16 protein-coding genes and 1 pseudogene are annotated in these 14,778 nt (G+C 71.2%); 7 read left to right on the top strand and 10 right to left on the bottom strand.

The genetic code is table 11. The annotated features are described in order from the left end of the window. The first annotated feature begins 28 nt into the window (after nt 1-28). Nucleotides 29-502, top strand: a complete 474-nt coding sequence (locus ACGFH8_RS02700; RefSeq protein ID WP_393362386.1) for a MarR family winged helix-turn-helix transcriptional regulator — start codon at nt 29-31, stop codon at nt 500-502. 120 nt (nt 503-622) lie between these two features. Here the strand turns inward: ACGFH8_RS02700 and ACGFH8_RS02695 are convergent. Beyond that, nucleotides 623-727, bottom strand: a pseudogene (locus tag ACGFH8_RS02695) (LuxR C-terminal-related transcriptional regulator); the annotation flags it as partial. Nucleotides 728-1,051: 324 nt separating this feature from the next. Here ACGFH8_RS02695 and ACGFH8_RS02690 point away from each other — a divergent pair. Continuing rightward, a complete protein-coding gene (locus ACGFH8_RS02690; RefSeq protein ID WP_393362383.1) occupies nt 1,052-1,390 on the top strand; it encodes a PadR family transcriptional regulator in 339 nt (112 codons plus the stop codon). Beyond that, a complete protein-coding gene (locus ACGFH8_RS02685; RefSeq protein WP_393362381.1) occupies nt 1,387-2,472 on the top strand; it encodes a hypothetical protein in 1,086 nt (361 codons plus the stop codon). The genes ACGFH8_RS02690 and ACGFH8_RS02685 overlap by 4 nt, the downstream gene beginning before the upstream one ends. Here ACGFH8_RS02685 and ACGFH8_RS02680 read toward each other — a convergent pair. The 6 genes from ACGFH8_RS02680 to ACGFH8_RS02655 all read right to left on the bottom strand — a co-directional run bounded on the left by ACGFH8_RS02680 (nt 2,463) and on the right by ACGFH8_RS02655 (nt 7,698). Continuing rightward, the gene (locus ACGFH8_RS02680; protein ID WP_393362378.1) at nt 2,463-2,660 is read right to left on the bottom strand and encodes an NAD(P)-binding domain-containing protein; all 198 of its coding nucleotides are present in this window, start codon (nt 2,658-2,660) and stop codon (nt 2,463-2,465) included. The two genes, ACGFH8_RS02685 and ACGFH8_RS02680, sit on opposite strands and share 10 nt — an antisense overlap. Further along, nucleotides 2,657-3,565: an SDR family NAD(P)-dependent oxidoreductase gene (locus tag ACGFH8_RS02675; protein ID WP_393362375.1), complete on the bottom strand. Its 909-nt coding sequence runs from the start codon at nt 3,563-3,565 to the stop codon at nt 2,657-2,659. Before ACGFH8_RS02675 ends, ACGFH8_RS02680 begins: the two co-directional genes overlap by 4 nt. Nucleotides 3,566-3,612: 47 nt before the next feature. Continuing rightward, complete coding sequence (locus ACGFH8_RS02670; RefSeq protein WP_393362372.1) at nt 3,613-4,419, bottom strand: helix-turn-helix domain-containing protein; 807 nt, start codon at nt 4,417-4,419, stop codon at nt 3,613-3,615. A 149-nt stretch (nt 4,420-4,568) separates the two neighbouring features. Further along, nucleotides 4,569-5,363, bottom strand: a complete 795-nt coding sequence (locus tag ACGFH8_RS02665; protein ID WP_393362369.1) for an ABC transporter permease — start codon at nt 5,361-5,363, stop codon at nt 4,569-4,571. Nucleotides 5,364-5,383: 20 nt separating this feature from the next. Then, a complete protein-coding gene (locus ACGFH8_RS02660) occupies nt 5,384-6,901 on the bottom strand; it encodes an ABC transporter permease subunit (protein WP_393362366.1) in 1,518 nt (505 codons plus the stop codon). A 47-nt stretch (nt 6,902-6,948) separates the two neighbouring features. Beyond that, a complete protein-coding gene (locus ACGFH8_RS02655) occupies nt 6,949-7,698 on the bottom strand; it encodes an ABC transporter ATP-binding protein (RefSeq protein ID WP_393362363.1) in 750 nt (249 codons plus the stop codon). A gap of 117 nt (nt 7,699-7,815) precedes the next feature. On the opposite strand from ACGFH8_RS02655, the gene ACGFH8_RS02650 reads away from it, so the two are divergent. Both ACGFH8_RS02650 and ACGFH8_RS02645 read left to right on the top strand, forming a co-directional pair. Next, nucleotides 7,816-8,961, top strand: a complete 1,146-nt coding sequence (locus ACGFH8_RS02650) for a sensor histidine kinase (RefSeq protein ID WP_393362360.1) — start codon at nt 7,816-7,818, stop codon at nt 8,959-8,961. Next, on the top strand, nt 8,958-9,617 hold the full coding sequence (locus tag ACGFH8_RS02645) for a response regulator transcription factor (RefSeq protein ID WP_393362357.1): 660 nt from the start codon (nt 8,958-8,960) through the stop codon (nt 9,615-9,617). Before ACGFH8_RS02650 ends, ACGFH8_RS02645 begins: the two co-directional genes overlap by 4 nt. Nucleotides 9,618-9,632: 15 nt before the next feature. On the opposite strand, the gene ACGFH8_RS02640 is transcribed toward ACGFH8_RS02645, so the two are convergent. The 3 genes from ACGFH8_RS02640 to ACGFH8_RS02630 all read right to left on the bottom strand — a co-directional run bounded on the left by ACGFH8_RS02640 (nt 9,633) and on the right by ACGFH8_RS02630 (nt 11,322). Further along, nucleotides 9,633-9,818, bottom strand: a complete 186-nt coding sequence (locus ACGFH8_RS02640; RefSeq protein WP_393362354.1) for a transposase — start codon at nt 9,816-9,818, stop codon at nt 9,633-9,635. Nucleotides 9,819-9,842: 24 nt separating this feature from the next. Further along, nucleotides 9,843-10,415, bottom strand: coding sequence for a GNAT family N-acetyltransferase (locus tag ACGFH8_RS02635; RefSeq protein ID WP_393362351.1), 573 nt, complete (start codon nt 10,413-10,415; stop codon nt 9,843-9,845). Nucleotides 10,416-10,521: 106 nt separating this feature from the next. Then, the gene (locus ACGFH8_RS02630; protein ID WP_393362348.1) at nt 10,522-11,322 is read right to left on the bottom strand and encodes a helix-turn-helix transcriptional regulator; all 801 of its coding nucleotides are present in this window, start codon (nt 11,320-11,322) and stop codon (nt 10,522-10,524) included. A gap of 124 nt (nt 11,323-11,446) precedes the next feature. On the opposite strand from ACGFH8_RS02630, the gene ACGFH8_RS02625 reads away from it, so the two are divergent. Both ACGFH8_RS02625 and ACGFH8_RS02620 read left to right on the top strand, forming a co-directional pair. Then, nucleotides 11,447-11,896: a VOC family protein gene (locus ACGFH8_RS02625; RefSeq protein ID WP_393364434.1), complete on the top strand. Its 450-nt coding sequence runs from the start codon at nt 11,447-11,449 to the stop codon at nt 11,894-11,896. Next, the gene (locus ACGFH8_RS02620) at nt 11,850-14,732 is read left to right on the top strand and encodes an AAA family ATPase (RefSeq protein ID WP_393362345.1); all 2,883 of its coding nucleotides are present in this window, start codon (nt 11,850-11,852) and stop codon (nt 14,730-14,732) included. The genes ACGFH8_RS02625 and ACGFH8_RS02620 overlap by 47 nt, the downstream gene beginning before the upstream one ends. The last annotated feature ends 46 nt before the right edge of the window (nt 14,733-14,778 follow it).

Genomic DNA, 14,778 nt, shown 5'->3' with positions numbered 1-14,778 from the left:
AGGTTGCCCAGTCAAGTAAGCTGCGCGTATGACCGGCACCCCCCATTGGCTCGACGACGAGCAGCAAAAGCTGTGGCAGGACCTGCGCACCGTGGTCGTCGCGCTGCCCACGCTGCTGGACCGCCAGTTGCAGCGGGACGAGGGCATCTCGAACTTCGAGTACAGCGTGATGGCTCGGCTGTCCATGACCGAGACGCACACGATGCGGCTCAGCGACCTGGCCGCGCAGTGCGACAGCACGCAACCACGGCTGTCCAAGCTGATGGTCCGTTTCGAGCAGCAGGGGTGGGTCACCCGGTGCCCTGACCCGCACAACGGCCGGTACACCCTCGCGACCCTGACTGACGCCGGACTGCGTAAAGTCGAGGACAGTGCCCCGGCTCACGTCGAGCGGGTCAGGCAACTGGTGTTCGACCCACTCAGCGCTGCACAGCAACGCCACCTCGGCGCCGCGCTCTCCCGCATCGCCGCTCTGGTACGCGAGCAACTCGACGGCCGGTGAACGACGCCCACCGAACTGAGCTCGATACCTCAGCCGAGTCGACGCGGCGCACGCCAGGGTTGGCATCCGGTATGTCCTGAGCTGGGGCCACTGACTCGCCCGCTATGGCTGCCCAGGGTGTCAGAGCAGCGCGTTCTCGTAGGCGAAGATGACGGCCTGTACCCGGTCGCGCAGCCCCAGCTTCGTCAGCAGGTGCGACACGTGTGTCTTGACCGTCTGTTCCCCGGCGGCCGTAGGCGTGTTCCCCGGTCGACCGATGTGGCCGTGGGAGCCAGCGCAGGTGCTATCCAAGGCACTGGGCTGACAGCTCACGATCGGTGGGCGGCCGGGTGCGAGCCCGGGTGGGGGAGCAGGCCGGGAGCAGCAGGGTGCCTTGAACGGCCTTGAACTGCGTCCAACGGCGCCGATCGGCGCTCAACTGCCCCCACCCTGCCTGCGGCTCCACGTTCCCGCAGTTCAGAAGCGGTGCGGCGTCCTGGTTCCCGCGGAGCGGCCGGCGCGGCACCAGTGCCGTTGCACCATAGTCAGACAATCTTTATATTGGCGATTATGTCGAAGGCCATGCGAGAACCGACGTTCTGGATCCTGACCGCACTGGTCGATCAGCCGCGGCACGGGTACGGCGTGATCCAGACGGCCGAGGCGCTCTCCGAAGGCCAGGTCAGGTTGCAGGCCGGCACCCTCTACGCGGCGCTGGACCGGTTAGCGGCCCAAGGACTGGTCGCGATCGACAGAGAGGAGACCGTTGACGGGCGTCCTCGGCGCTACTACCGCCTCACCGACGCCGGCGCGGCGGCACTCGCTGAGGAGACAGCGCGATTGGCCCACAACGTTCGCACCGCATCGCGGCGGCTGAACGCCACGCGGCCTGGCCCGGCGTTCGCATGAGCCGCCGCCTCGCCACCCCATATCGCCTGCTGCTACACGTCTACCCGAAGGGCTCACGTCGCGAAGAACTGGCAGACACGCTGCTCATGGCCGCCGAGGCCGGACACGTCCGGCCCGCCCCCATTGAGACGCTCAACCTGCTTCGGCAAGGCATGCGGGCCCGACTCGGTCGCCCACTCAGCATCGGCGTGGTCGTGCTGGCAATCGTCGCCTCAATTTTCTCCGGCTTTCTGAGCGCGTCGCTGGCGAACCGTATTGGTTGGGAGGCGGTGCCGGCGCTTCCAACCGGCGCAGCGTGGACCCAGCTCGCCCAGATGCTCACCCCAGGCTTGTCGGCACAGTCGTACGGAAGGTCGGACGACCCCTTCCGCAACAACGGTGGTGAGACCGATGCGGCGTCGGTCAGCTACCTCACCGAGCGAACGCCCGCGACCGAGGACGTCGATGCCTACCTAGCCGGCCTGCAGCAACGCCTGGAGGCGGCCGGCTGGCGCGTCACCGACACCTACTCGACCAGCCCGACCTACATCGAAACCGGCGCCCGGCAAAACAACTCGCAGGCGTTGACCGCACGCAACGGCGCACTCGTGCTGTCCTTCGAGGACTACTTCGACGCAGCGTACGCCGAAGGCGGGCTCAGGGTCTCGATCTACCGGGCGGAACCGCTGTGGCTCACCGGTTCGACGCTCGCCGTCGGCCTGCTCGGTATGCTGGCCGGCTGGCTGCTAGTCGGCTGGGCCAGCCGCCGTCTCGAGCACCGTCCGTGGGCCACTCCTCTCGCGGCCACCGCCGCCATTGGCGGTCTCGTCATGCTGATCCCCGCCTGGCTGCTCGGTAGTCTGCAATTCCTGGGCGCACTGTCCGACACGGCCGTGCCTGACTCGCCGTTCTGGCGTGGCCTGGTGCCCACCGACGAGTTCGGCGGCATGGCCTACCCCGCCGGGGCGGCGATAACAGCAGCCGTCGCCGTGGCCGTGCTCTGCCCGCCCCGCCCGGGCCCGGCCCGGCCCGCACTCGCCACCGACCCGGGCTCAGCCAGTAATCTGACTCACGAGGCCAACCTCGACCAAGATCAGAAGTAGCCGCCGACCGGGCGCGGCGTACCGGTGTCGTATTCGGGCGGAACCGCAACGCCGCCGGTCGTCGTCCGGACTCCGCCGCGGTAGGAATCGGGTCGGCGGGCCCACACGTACAAATCGAAGCCTTTGTCGGCGATCGCCCGCGCCATCGGTGCGCCTTCGTCGCCGAGGCCGATGAAACCGACGGTCATCGCTTCAGCAGACCGTTGGCAACGTCCCACAGGTGAGCGGCGTTGTCGGCGTCTACGGCCCACGCGGCGACACCCTTGCCGAACATCTCTGGCGGGGCAGTCAGGGTCGGGGACTCGTTGCAGTCCTCGAAGTAGCGGCCGCCGACGCCGTCGAGCAGCGGGGAAGCGGCGAGCAGGACCGAGGTGGCCGCGCCCTGTGGCGGGGTCTTGCGCAGGTGTTCGGGTGTGCGCAGGCCGCCGGTGTGCTTTTGCAGGCCGGTGGCGATCGCACCGGGGTTGAGCGAGTTGGCGACGATGCCCTCGGCGTTCCACCGGCGAGTGGCCTCGACGGCGAGCAGGACGTCGCCGGTCTTCGACTGGCCGTAGGCGGTCCAGGGGTTGTAGTCGCGGTGGACGTAGTCGATGTCGTCGTAGGCGATGTCGGACATGAAGTGGGCGTTGGAGGAGACCGACACGATCCGTGCCTCGCCGGCGGCCGCCAAGACGTCGTGCAGGCCGACGGTCAGCGCGAAGTGGCCGAGGTAGTTGGTGCCGAACTGCAGTTCGTGGCCCTGAGCGGTGAGCCGCCGGTCGGGTACGGCCATGACGCCGGCGTTGTTGACGAGGATGTGCAGCGGGCCCTGCCAGGCGCGGGTGAAGGCGTCGACCGAGTCGAGGTCGGCCAGGTCGAGGGGGACAACCCGAATGTTGCCCGGCGTGCTCTCGGCGACCTGTCGGCCCGCGTTCACGTCGCGGGTCGCGATGGTGACCTCGGCGCCGGCCGTGGCCAGGGCGCGGGTCGTCTCGCGCCCGATGCCGGTGGCGCCGCCGGTCACGATGGCGCGTTTGCCGGTGAGGTCGACCCCGGCGAGAACCTCGTCGGCGGTGCTCTCGAACCCGAATGGGGTGGTAATCAGATTGGACATGTCAAGGACGGTACGGCCGTGCGGGCGGACATACCTGGGGTTGTCGTTCATAGGAACATGGCGCGCAGTTTCGCCAGTTTCGACTCCGTTTCGCTGCCGGGGCGGGCGTGATGGATGACGAGGAACTGGGCGTCGGTGCCGGTGATGTGCAGCCGCTCGTACATCAGCTCAAGGTCACCAACGGCCGGGTGGTGCAGGGTCCGAACGCCGGCGGCAGTCTCCCGCACGTCCTGCCGGTCCCAGATGGCACGAAAGTCGTCGTTGGTGGCGCGCAGCTCCTCCACCAGATGCTGGAGCTGCTCGGAGCCGGCGTCCGCGCCGAGGACGAGTCGGGCGTTGGCGACGACCTCGGCGACCACCGTGGACCACTGGTCGTACATTGCACGGACCGTGGGGTCGGTGAACGCCACCCGCAGCAGGTTGGCACCTTCGGACTGGCCCGGGAACAGCGCCCCGGCGAGCGGGTTGGCGGCCAGGACGTCCAGGTATTTGCCGTGGGCGAAGGCAGGCACCTCGTGCAGCCCCTGGATCAACAGGCGGATGCCCTCCGGCAGTTGCTCGCCATCGTCCGAGGCGGCGGTGGTCCGGGGCTGGTCGGCGAGCTTGCGCAGGTAGCTCGCGCCGTCCTCGTCCAGTTGCAGGGCACGGGCGAGCGCATCGACCACCTGCGGGGACGGGCTGTCGTTGCGGCCCTGCTCCAGACGTACGTAGTAATCGGGGCTGATCGAGGCCAGCTTCGCCACCTCCTCGCGGCGCAACCCGCGGACGCGCCGCAGCTTGCCGTCGCGTTCGACGGGACGTAGGACAGCGCGCCGCGCGCGGAGGAAGTCACCCAGGGGCGTCGGCTCTGGCACGGGAACAAATCTACCTATGACCGAGCCGCTTCGTACGGCTCGTACCGGCTTCACCGTTGCCTGCCGGCGCGTCACCCCGGGGGCACTCAATCGGACATATCGCGCCGGACGATGAATATCCTGGTGCCTACGGTCGCGGGGAGGGCGGGTCAGGGGTCGCGGTGGTAGAGGAGGAGGGCGCCGAGGAGTAGGGACGCGGCGGACCAGGCGGCCAGGACGGCGAGGCCCGCCCAGGGGCCGATCGGGAGGTTATCCAGGTCGGTGGTGGCCTGGATGGCGAGGCCCGACGTCATCGGCGCGAACCGGCGTAGCGTCCGTTGCAGCTCCGGGTCGTTGACCACCGCCGCGACGAGCGGCACGGTGTAGAGCAGGGCGAACATCGCCCCCGCCGAGGCCGCCGAGTCTCGGATCGCGGCGGCGACGCCGAGCGCGAGCAGCCCGACCAGCACCAGATAGAGCACCGACCCGACGGCCGCCCGCAGTGTGGGACCGTCGGCCAGCGACGGCGCGGCGATGCCGTTGCCGGGCAGGATCGCCCGGCCGGCGGCCACGCAGCCGAGCACGGCGACGGTCCCGGCGGCCAGGGTCAGGCCGCCGATCAGGACCGCCTTCGCGGCCAGCACCGCTATCCGGCGGGGCGCGGCGGTGAACGTCGTGCGGAGCAGGCCCGTGCCCTGCTCGCCGCCGATCGCCAGCACGGCCAGCATCACGACGACAGCCTGGCCCAACTGCACCCCGGTCAGGCTCAGCGCCGCCGGATCGAAACCGCATCCACCCACCTTGCAGCTCGCCGCGGCGACCGCGAACAGGCTCACCAGCACCGTCGCCACCACGATGCACGGCAGCAGCCAGCGGGCGGCCGGCTCGGTCCGCAGCTTCGTCCACTCGGCGTGCAGCGCCCGGCTCACGCCGTGCCCCATGTGCGTTCGCTGCGGGGCTCGCAAGCTCGCTCCTCGCTCCTCGCTCACGCGTCGCTCCGGCGCAGCCGCGCGGCCGCCAGGCCGAGGGCCAGCGCGGCGTACCCGGCCATGACGGCGAGGCCGCCCCATGCCGGCAGCGGGTAGTAGCCGGACCCGGGTGTGTAGTTCGCCACCACGTGCGCATACTCGGGCGTGACCTGCTGGATCGCGAAGGCCGCGGCGGGGGTCAGCCGTAGCAGCCATTCGGACGCCGCGGTCGGCAGGCCGCCGATGATCACCGCCAGGTACGGCAACACCACTACCGCCACCGCGATGCCGACCGCCGCCAACCCGCGCCGGAGCAGCGCGCCGAGCCCCAGGGTAAGCAGCGCCGTGCCGGCAACCAGCAGACCGGCCTCGACGGCCACCCGCGCGATGGTCGGCAGCGGCAACCCCGGCTGCCGGAAGCCGTTGTCCCGCAGCAGATCCCAGGCGAGTGGGATGACCAGCGCGGCGGCGGCCGTCCCGGCGACGAAGGTGACGGTGCCGAGCACGACGGCCTTCGCCGCCAGGACGCGACCCCGCCGTGGGCTCGCCAGCAGCGTCACCCCGATCAGGCCCCGCCTGAGTTCGGTCGAGACGTTGAGGGCGGCCACCACGATCACCACGATCAGGCCGATGACCAGTCCGATCAGTACAAGCAGGACAGCGGGCCCGGCTTCGCCGGTGAGTGGTGCCATGTCGCCGTTGCCGGACAGGGTCATGACGCCGCCCGCCTCCTCGACGCTGCCCGGGTGGTGCGGGGCGCCGTCCAGGTTCGGCTTGGCCCCGACGTCGTCGCGGAGCCAGTCGCCGCCGGGCGCGGTGCCGGTCAGCCCGACGTTGTCGAAGGTGGCGGTCGCCTTGGCCAGCCGGGCCTGGGCGGTCCCGCCTCCGACGCCACCATCCACGGTGAGGTCACTGGGTGAGGTAACGAAGAGCCCGATCTCGACGGTGCCTGCCAGCGTCGCGGTGCCGACTCTGGTCCAGGATGCGCCGTCGGTCGACTCCTCTCCGGTGAGCGTGTCACCCGTGCGGGTCAGCCGCAGCCAGCGCGGAGCGTCGGCGGATACGGCGCCTGGTTTGCCCGCGGTGTCGTGGATGAAGTCGTGCTGCATCCGCACGCCGTGCTTGGCGGTGACCATGAGGGCCACATAGCGGGATCCCTCGGTGGTGCCGTCCTTGGCGATGACGCCGGCCTTCGCCCACTCCACCAGGCCGGGGATGATCTCGTTGTGATTCGGCGGCGGGTAGGTGATCAGGCCGGTCATCGACGTCACCCGTACCGTGACGGCGCCGTCCCCGGCCAGCGGCTGGTGCACGAAGTAGAACTTGTCCCGCACCGCCTCGCCGTCCGGGCCGACGGGGGGCGTCGGGCACTCGACCTCGACAGTCCCCAGAGAGCAGGATGACAGGCTGTTCGACGCGACGTACAGCCCCAGCAGCACGGTCACCACGGCCGCGGCCACGATGCCGAGCACCCAGCCGCGGACCGTCCGGAACTTGGTCCATTCGGCCCGCACGAGCCGTCCGAAGTCGCTCATGCCGCCACCGCCGCTACGCTCCGGCGCTGATTCGCCCGAACGCTGGCTCATCGGGCCACCTCCCCGCGGAACTCCACCGCGTCGCGGGTCAGCGCGAAGTAGGCGTCCTCCAGCGAGCCCGCGCCTCCCCCCGGTGTCGCCGCCAGCAAGTCGGACACGGTGGTGTCGGCGAGGACCCGGCCCCGGCCGACGATCACCACGTGCGCGGCGATGTGTTGGAGCTCGCTCATCAGGTGGCTGGAGACCAGCACGGCCCGCCCCTGGGCGGCGAGGGTCCCCAGCAGCCCGCGCATCCACACGATGCCCTCCGGGTCGAGGCCGTTGAACGGCTCGTCCAGCATCAGCACCGGCGGGTCGCCGAGCAGCGCGGCGGCGATCCCGAGCCGCTGCCGCATGCCCAGGGAGAAGCCGCCGGCTTTGCGGCGGCGGACCTCGCCCAGCCCGGCCTGCTCCAGCACCTCGTCGACCCGCCGGGCAGCGAAGCCCTGCGAATGGGCGAGCCAGAGCAGGTGGTTGCGGGCGGAGCGGCTCGGCTGCAGCGCCCCGGCGTCGAGCAGGGCCCCCACGTGGGTCAGTGGCCGGCGCAGCGTCCGGTAGGGCACGCCGCCGACGAGCGCGGTGCCGGCGTTCGGGGCCGCGAGACCGAGGACCACCCGCATCGTGGTGGACTTGCCGGCGCCGTTCGGGCCGACGAAGCCGGTGACGTGCCCCGGCCGTACCGTGAAGGACACGCCGTCCAGGGCGACGGTGCGCCCGTACCGTTTGTGGAGGTCTGCGACCTCGATGGTGGATTCCATGGGCTCGGTTCTACGGCGCGCGCCGTAACAGCGGTCGAACGCGCACCGTTATGGCGTTGTTAGGTCCGGACCGGAATGCTGGTCGCGTGCCGGTCGGCGGCGCGGCAGGGGGAACGGATGCGGACGGCTCGGCTGCGGTTCACGATCATGTACGTGGCGCTGTTCATGCTCTCCGGCGTCGCGCTGCTCGGCCTCACCAGCTTCCTCACAATCGCCCGCAGTACCTCCCCGGTCGTGCCCGCGCAGCAACAACGGTCGGACACCTCCGCCGCGCGGATCGCCGAACTGGAGGCCCGGCTGGAGGCCGTGCACCGGGATCAGGCCCGGCAACTGCTGGGAGGCTCGGCGACCGCGCTGGCCGTGATGGGGGTGGCCTCGGTGCTGCTGGGCCGGTCCGTCGCCGGGCGGGTACTGCGCCCGCTGCGCACGATCACCGCGGCCACCCGCCGGATCACCGCCGACAACCTGCACGAGCGGCTGGCCACCCCCGGTCCCGACGACGAGGTCAAGGCGCTCGCCGACACCATCGACGAGTTGCTCGAACGCCTGGAGCAGGCGTTCGCGGCGCAGCGCCGGTTCGTCGCCAACGCCTCCCACGAGCTGCGCACCCCGCTGGCCACGATGCGTGCGTCGCTGGACGTCGCGGTCGCGAAGCCCGGGCCGGTGCCGCCGCAGACGGTCGCGCTCGCCGGCCGGCTGCGTACCGAGCTGGACCGGGTCGACGGGCTGCTCGACGGCTTCCTCACCCTGGCCCGCATTCAGCACGGCGCGCTCGCCGACCGCGAACCGGTCTCCGTAGGCGCGCTGGTCACGGAGGTGGTGTCCGCCCGCGCCGCCGACATCGAGGCCAAGCGGCTGACGGTCCGCGCCGACGTGCGGCCGGACGCCTGGACCCGCGGCAACGCGGTGCTGCTCGCCCAGATGACCGGCAATGTGATCGACAATGCGATCACCCACAACGTGCCGGACGGCTGGGTCCGGATGGTCGCCGCGCCCGAGGCCGGCACCGCACTGCTGGCCGTCGAGACCGGCGGCCCGTCCCTCGACCCGGAGCAGGTCGCCCGGCTCGGCCAGCCGTTCCAGCGGCTCGGTCTGGAGCGGACCGCCGGCGGCGGCACCGGGCTGGGCCTGTCCATCGTGGCGGCCATCGCGGCGGCGCACGGCGGCACGCTGGTGCTGCGTGCCGCGCCCGAGGGCGGCCTGCACGTGGCGATCCGGCTCCCGCTGCTACCGCCGGTGTCCCGGGAGAACGAGGCCGCGTGAGGGTGCTGGTGGTCGAGGACGCGCGGGCGCTCGCCGAGGTGATCGCCGAGGGCCTGCGCGACCAGGGGATGGCCGTCGACGTCGCGCTGGATGGCCTGACGGCCGCCGAGAAGCTGGACCTCGCGCCGTACGAGGTGGTGGTGCTCGACCGCGACCTGCCGGGCCTGCACGGCGACACCCTCTGCCAGATGATCACCGAACGGGACGACCGCCCGATGGTCCTGATGCTGACCGCTGCTGGCGCGCCCGGCGACCGGGTCACCGGCTTGACGCTCGGCGCCGACGACTACCTGGCCAAGCCGTTCCACTTCCCCGAGCTGGTGCTGCGGATCCGCGCCCTGGCCCGCCGCCGCCCGTCGGCGCAGCCGAGGACGCTGCGCGCGGCCGGCCTGGAGCTCGACCCGGCCCGGTGCACCGCCACCCGCGACGGCCGCCGGCTGGACCTGTCGGTCAAAGAGTTCGCCCTGCTGGAGGCGCTGCTGCGGGCGGCGCCCACGTTCCTGAGCGCCGAATCGCTGCTGGAGCAGGTCTGGGACGAGAACACCGACCCGTTCACCAACACCGTCACGGTGACGATCGGCCGCCTGCGCCGCAAACTCGGCGACCCGCAGATCATCACCACCAGGGCCGGCGTCGGCTACCGCATCGCCGACTAGGGCCTGTCCGGTCGATCATGGAAGCCAGATAACGGCTGCGATGAGCACCAGGCTGGCCTGGTAGAGGGATGCGCGTTTGGCGTATCGGGTGGCCAGGTCGCGCCACTGTTCGAGCCGGTTGAAGCAGCGTTCCACGACGTTGCGCTTGCGGTAGATCCGACGGGTTGCTGCCGCAGACATCTTCCGCAGGCTCGACCCCACCCGGTAGGACGCCGGGCCGTTCGGTCACAGCGGTGACGGGTCGTCGCGCAGCCGGCTGTAGAGCCACCCGTCGCGCCAGGCGCCGGCCCGGAACTCGCAGGCCCGCACGACCCCCTCCAGTTGGAAGCCGGCCTTCTCCAGCGATCGCTGCTCGGCGGCGTTCTCGGCATGGGTGCTGGCCTGGATGCGCTGCGCCGGGGTGTGGCTGAACAGGTAGTCGCAGAGCAGCGCCTGGGCCCGCCAGCCGATGCCCTGGCCGCGCCACTCGGGCAGCAGCACGATGCCGATCTCCCAGTAGGGCGCCCGCCCACCGTACTGGCCCTGGAGATAGCTGAGGTAGCCCGCCCGGGCATCCGCCGCCGACTCGACCTGCACGACCAGGCCGCCAGTCCGCTCGCCGAGATAGCCGTCCTCGGCGAAGCGGCGGGCCGGCGCGGCCGCGTCCCGGAAGCCGGCCCAGTCGAGCCCGATCAGCCCGGGTTCGACCGCGAACCGGCGCAACATCACCAGGTCGTCCTCGGCCACCGGGCGCAACCGTACGGTCGAGCCGGGCGCCTGGTGCACAATGCCGGCCACCAGTGGATCGGAACTGTCCATCCTCCGCACCGTAGTGACGGGCCGGGCCGCCCGCTGCCCCGGGCCGGCGGCCGTCAGGTGGGAGATACCTACCGGCGCGGCGTCCCCGTCCAGATTGGAGGTGTCGTCAACCCAGTCGGTCCAGCTTCTCGCGAGCGGCGGTGTCGGGCCGAGGCGTGAGGACCACGAGGCGCAGGTCGGTGTTCTGGGTGGTCAAAACGTTGGCGTCCAGCGGGATGGCGCCCACGTCCGGGTGCACGGCGGTCTTGTGCGCGCTCTCGTGAGGGGCCACCGCGCCGAGGGCCCAGAGGCGGCAGAACCTGTCGTTCCCGGCCATCCGCGAGATCAGTGCTGCCACGTCGGGATCGTTCGGATAGCGGGCGCTTGTCGCGCGCAGGTCGGCCACCAACGACTGCTCGAAGTAGGCGCGCTCGGTGTCGGTCTGGCGGACTCGGGGGTTTCGGGACTCGAACTGGACGATCAGGGCGTTGCGATCGTCGGCGATGGCGCCCGTGGGGTCGCCGAAGACGGCCCCGAACAGCCGGTTCCAGTGCAGCAGCCGCCACGCGGCGTCGTAGACGGCCACCGGGGTGTCGTCGAGGAGGTCGATGACGCGGTGCAGGCTGCCGGGGATCAGGTGGGGCATGCGGTCCGGGGCCGCGGCGAAGCCGGCAAGGCGCATCAGGTGCGCCTCCTCGTCGTCGGAGAGTCGTAGCGCGCGGGCCAGGGAGGTGCACACCTGCGCCGATGGCGTGGCGGCCCGGCCCTGTTCGAGGCGTGCCACGTATTCGGGGGAGATGCCGGCCAGTGCTGCCAGCTCGCCGCGTCGTAGCCCGACGACGCGGCGAGGTGATGCGTTCGGGAGACCGACCGCGGCCGGGTCCGTGCGATCCCGCCAGGCCCGCAGCGCGGCTCCGAGGTCATTCATGAACCCATGATCCGCCATCGGTCCTCCTTGGAGCTGGGTGGTACCAGCGGTACGCGGAAGATCTGTGCCTTCCACAGTGCCGGCTCAGCCCTTCAGGATGGGGATCATGAGCAAAGTGACCAGGATGCATCACATCGGAGTGCCGGTCAGCGATTTGGCGCGGTCGGTGAGGTGGTACGAGGACGTCCTCGGCATCGCGCCGAACGGCGTGACGATCGCGGCGACGAACCCGGCGATCGGCGCGGTTGTCGAGGTCGAGAACGCGTCGATGCGGGCCTCCTTCGCGTTGGCCGGCGAGAACGTCCTGCTGGAACTCATCCAGTACGACAGCCCGCAGCCGAGGCCCTTCACCGGGCGCAACTCTGACGTCGGGGTGATGCACCTGTGTTTTGAGGTCGACGACCTCGACTCGGCGCACCGCGACCTGGTGCGGCGGGGCGTGCACGTCAACGCCGACCCGGTCGTGCTCCAGGACGGCGATGGCGTCGAAGCGGGGGCGCTGACCGGAACGAAGATTCTCTACCTCCGTGACCCCGACGGCATCCAGCTGGAACTGTTCGAGTTGCCCTCGTAGGAGCGCCGGCACCGGACCCGGCGCCCGTCCCGGTCGGTGCGCTGCTCTGGATACCATCGGCGGGGGCCGAACAACCGGAGGGCACCATTCGTCCGGCGACACGCAGAAGCTGATGACAGATATCGGGTCGGGATTGTTCGTCGCTCGCGAGGCGGAGTTGGGCGAGATCGCCTCGGTGACGGCAGCCGCGGCGCGGGGCCGTGGCGGGGCGATGCTCGTTCTCGGTGATGCGGGGATCGGCAAGTCGACGCTCATCGGTGCGGCCGCTTCGCGGCTCGACGGATGGCGGGTGCTGCGGGCCGGTGGTGTCGAGTTCGAGAGCGAGCTGCCCTATTCGGCGCTGCACCAGTTGTGCGCGCCCGTGCTCGACCACCGCGCTGGGCTCCCCGTGCCGCAGCGGAGCGCGCTCGACGCGGTGTTCGGGCTGCGGGCCGGGGCAACGCCGACCCCGATGCTTGTCGGCCTTGCCGTTCTCGGCCTGCTGAGTGCCGTAGGGCGGCGCAGGCCGGTGTTCTGCGCGGTCGACGACGTGCAGTGGATCGACGCCGGCTCGCGGGAGGTACTGGCCTTCGTCGCGGCACGCGTTGCGGCGGAGCGGGTCGCCATGGTGTTCGCTGGCCGTGACGCCGCCTCGGTGTTCGCTGGCCGTGACGCCGCCTCGGTGTCGGGGCTCGGTCGCCTGCCCGTCCTCACTCTCACCGGGCTCACCGATTCGGAATCCCTCACCCTGCTGCGGTATCGGGCACCATTCGGCCACGAAGCGGCGATCGTGCAACGGATCCTCGCCGAAGCGGCCGGCAACCCGCTCGCCCTGGTGGAGTTCGCCCGCGACGCCGGACCGTTCGGGCTACCCGGGGACGCCGGCCACCGCGCGGTGGAACACCGGTTCGTGAGTCGGTTCCTGCGACTGCCAGCACCCACGCGCTCGGTTCTGGCGCTGGCCGCGGCGGAGCCGACAGGCGACCTCGTTCTGCTGCGCCGCGCGATGGCGATCCAGGGGCTGGACGCCGTGGACCTGGCCGCGGCCGAGGACAGCGGCCTCTTGGTGACCGGGCCCCGGGTGTACTTCCGGCATCCGTTGGCGCGTTCCGCGGTGTACCTGTCGACTGGCGCCGGGGCGCGACGGCAGGCACACGCGTCGCTCGCCGCCGGTACGGACGTCGACGTCGATCCCGACCGTCGCGCCTGGCACCAGGCGAACGCGATCACCGGCCCGGATGAGGAGACCGCGGCCGAGCTGGAGCGTTCGGCCGGGCGGGCTCAGCGCCGCGGCGGGCTCGCGGCCATGGCCGCGTTCCTCGAGCGCGCGGCCCGACTGACACCCGGCCGGTCGCGGCAGGCCCGCCGGCTGCTGGCCGCGGCCCGGGCGCGGTTGGGCTCGGGGGCACCATCTGCCGCTCGGGAGTTGGTGGACGAGGCCGAGCGTCTCCACCCGGACCCCGCCGACCGCCACGCCGCGCGACTGCTGCGCGCCACGATCGACTATCACGTGGCGCGCAGCATCCCGGCGACGATCGCGCTCATCGACGCGGCCGACGGCGTGGGGCCCGACGAGGTCCGCGAGACCTACCTGGAGGCGTTCGCGTCGCTCATGTTCAGCGTCGACGAGCCGGGGAGGTTACGGCGGCTCGCCCTGCACATCCGGGAACGGGTACCCCAGCGTCAGCCGCCACGTCCGGTCGACCTGCTGCTGCAGGCGTTGGTCGAGCAGCACCTCCGCCCGGTGGACGAGGCGATGCCCATGATGCGGCGCACGGTCGACGCCTTCCGGGACCACGCCCGCACCTCCGACGCGGATCCGTGGTGGATGGAACGTGCCTGCGTGTTGAGCGTCGACATCGGCGACAGCGATGCCATGGAGCAGATCGTCGACCGTCAGGTGGAACTCGCCCGGGCGCAGGGGGCCTACGCGATCCTTCCCCATGCGTTGCGCTTCCAGGCGGTCGCCCGGACGATCGTGGGTCGCTTCGCCGACGCGCAGGTCTGCATCATCGAGGCGCGTGCGGTCGACGAGGCCGCCGGGACGTCAAACCTCGTCGGGTCCGACCTGATGCTTGCCGCGTGGAGCGGGGACGTCGAACGGTTCCGCGAGATCCGGGAGAAGCTGCGCGACTGGGTGGGGGTGAAACCCACCGCGCTGCACTACTCGATCGGCGTCTTGTGCAACGGCAGCGGCGACCATGAGGCCGCGATCGACGCGTTGCTGCTCGTACGGGACCAGCACCGGCGCGGGGCGTACGCCGCCTCCGTCTTCCACCACGAGCTGGTCGAAGCCGCCGCGTACGTCGGACGTCCCGAAGAAGCCAAGGAATCGGCCAAATGGATCGGGGATGTCGCACGGGTCAACCCGAACGCGTGGACGACCGGTGCGCATCTACTGGCGAGTGCGCTGCTCGACCCGGGGCTCGGCGCGCAGGACCACTACCGTGCCGCGATCAGCAGGTTCGCCGGGAGCAGGATGCGAGTTCACTACGCGCGTGCCCGACTGCTCTACGGGCAGTGGCTGCGACGGGTCGGCCGCCGCGCCGAGGCGCGGGTGGAGCTGCGCGCCGCGCACGAACTGCTCTCCACCATCGGCGCGCGCGGGTTCGCCGGCCGCGCGGCCCGCGAACTGGATGCCATCGGCGAGCCGACCCTGGCCGACGACGCCGATCCGCTCGCGGGGCTGACCGCCCGCGAGCTACTCGTCGCCCGCAAGGTCGCCTCCGGCGCAGGCACCAGGGAAGTCGCCGCGCTGCTGTTCGTCAGCCCGCGAACGATCGACGCCCACCTGCGCAACCTCTACCGCAAACTGGGCATCACCTCACGCCGGCAGCTACGAGAACTACTCCGCTGACGGAGCCGGGCCGACCGAGCGAGGAAAGGGCCCCGCCGGTACGAGA

Source organism: Micromonospora sp. NPDC049175, assembly GCF_043197345.1.
Taxonomy (GTDB): domain Bacteria; phylum Actinomycetota; class Actinomycetes; order Mycobacteriales; family Micromonosporaceae; genus Micromonospora.
The sequence above is the reverse complement of the archived record's forward strand: the minus strand, read 5'-3'. Positions and strand labels throughout refer to the sequence as shown.

Excerpts from the sequence above, each read along its gene's own strand:
- ACGFH8_RS02700 (WP_393362386.1), top strand. The coding sequence starts at position 29 with ATGACCGGCACCCCCCATTGGCTCGACGACGAGCAGCAAAAGCTGTGG.
- ACGFH8_RS02690 (WP_393362383.1), top strand. The coding sequence starts at position 1,052 with ATGTCGAAGGCCATGCGAGAACCGACGTTCTGGATCCTGACCGCACTG.
- ACGFH8_RS02685 (WP_393362381.1), top strand. The coding sequence starts at position 1,387 with ATGAGCCGCCGCCTCGCCACCCCATATCGCCTGCTGCTACACGTCTAC.
- ACGFH8_RS02680 (WP_393362378.1), bottom strand. The coding sequence starts at position 2,660 with ATGACCGTCGGTTTCATCGGCCTCGGCGACGAAGGCGCACCGATGGCG.
- ACGFH8_RS02675 (WP_393362375.1), bottom strand. The coding sequence starts at position 3,565 with ATGTCCAATCTGATTACCACCCCATTCGGGTTCGAGAGCACCGCCGAC.
- ACGFH8_RS02660 (WP_393362366.1), bottom strand. The coding sequence starts at position 6,901 with ATGAGCGACTTCGGACGGCTCGTGCGGGCCGAATGGACCAAGTTCCGG.
- ACGFH8_RS02655 (WP_393362363.1), bottom strand. The coding sequence starts at position 7,698 with ATGGAATCCACCATCGAGGTCGCAGACCTCCACAAACGGTACGGGCGC.
- ACGFH8_RS02650 (WP_393362360.1), top strand. The coding sequence starts at position 7,816 with ATGCGGACGGCTCGGCTGCGGTTCACGATCATGTACGTGGCGCTGTTC.
- ACGFH8_RS02635 (WP_393362351.1), bottom strand. The coding sequence starts at position 10,415 with ATGGACAGTTCCGATCCACTGGTGGCCGGCATTGTGCACCAGGCGCCC.
- ACGFH8_RS02630 (WP_393362348.1), bottom strand. The coding sequence starts at position 11,322 with ATGAATGACCTCGGAGCCGCGCTGCGGGCCTGGCGGGATCGCACGGAC.
- ACGFH8_RS02625 (WP_393364434.1), top strand. The coding sequence starts at position 11,447 with ATGCATCACATCGGAGTGCCGGTCAGCGATTTGGCGCGGTCGGTGAGG.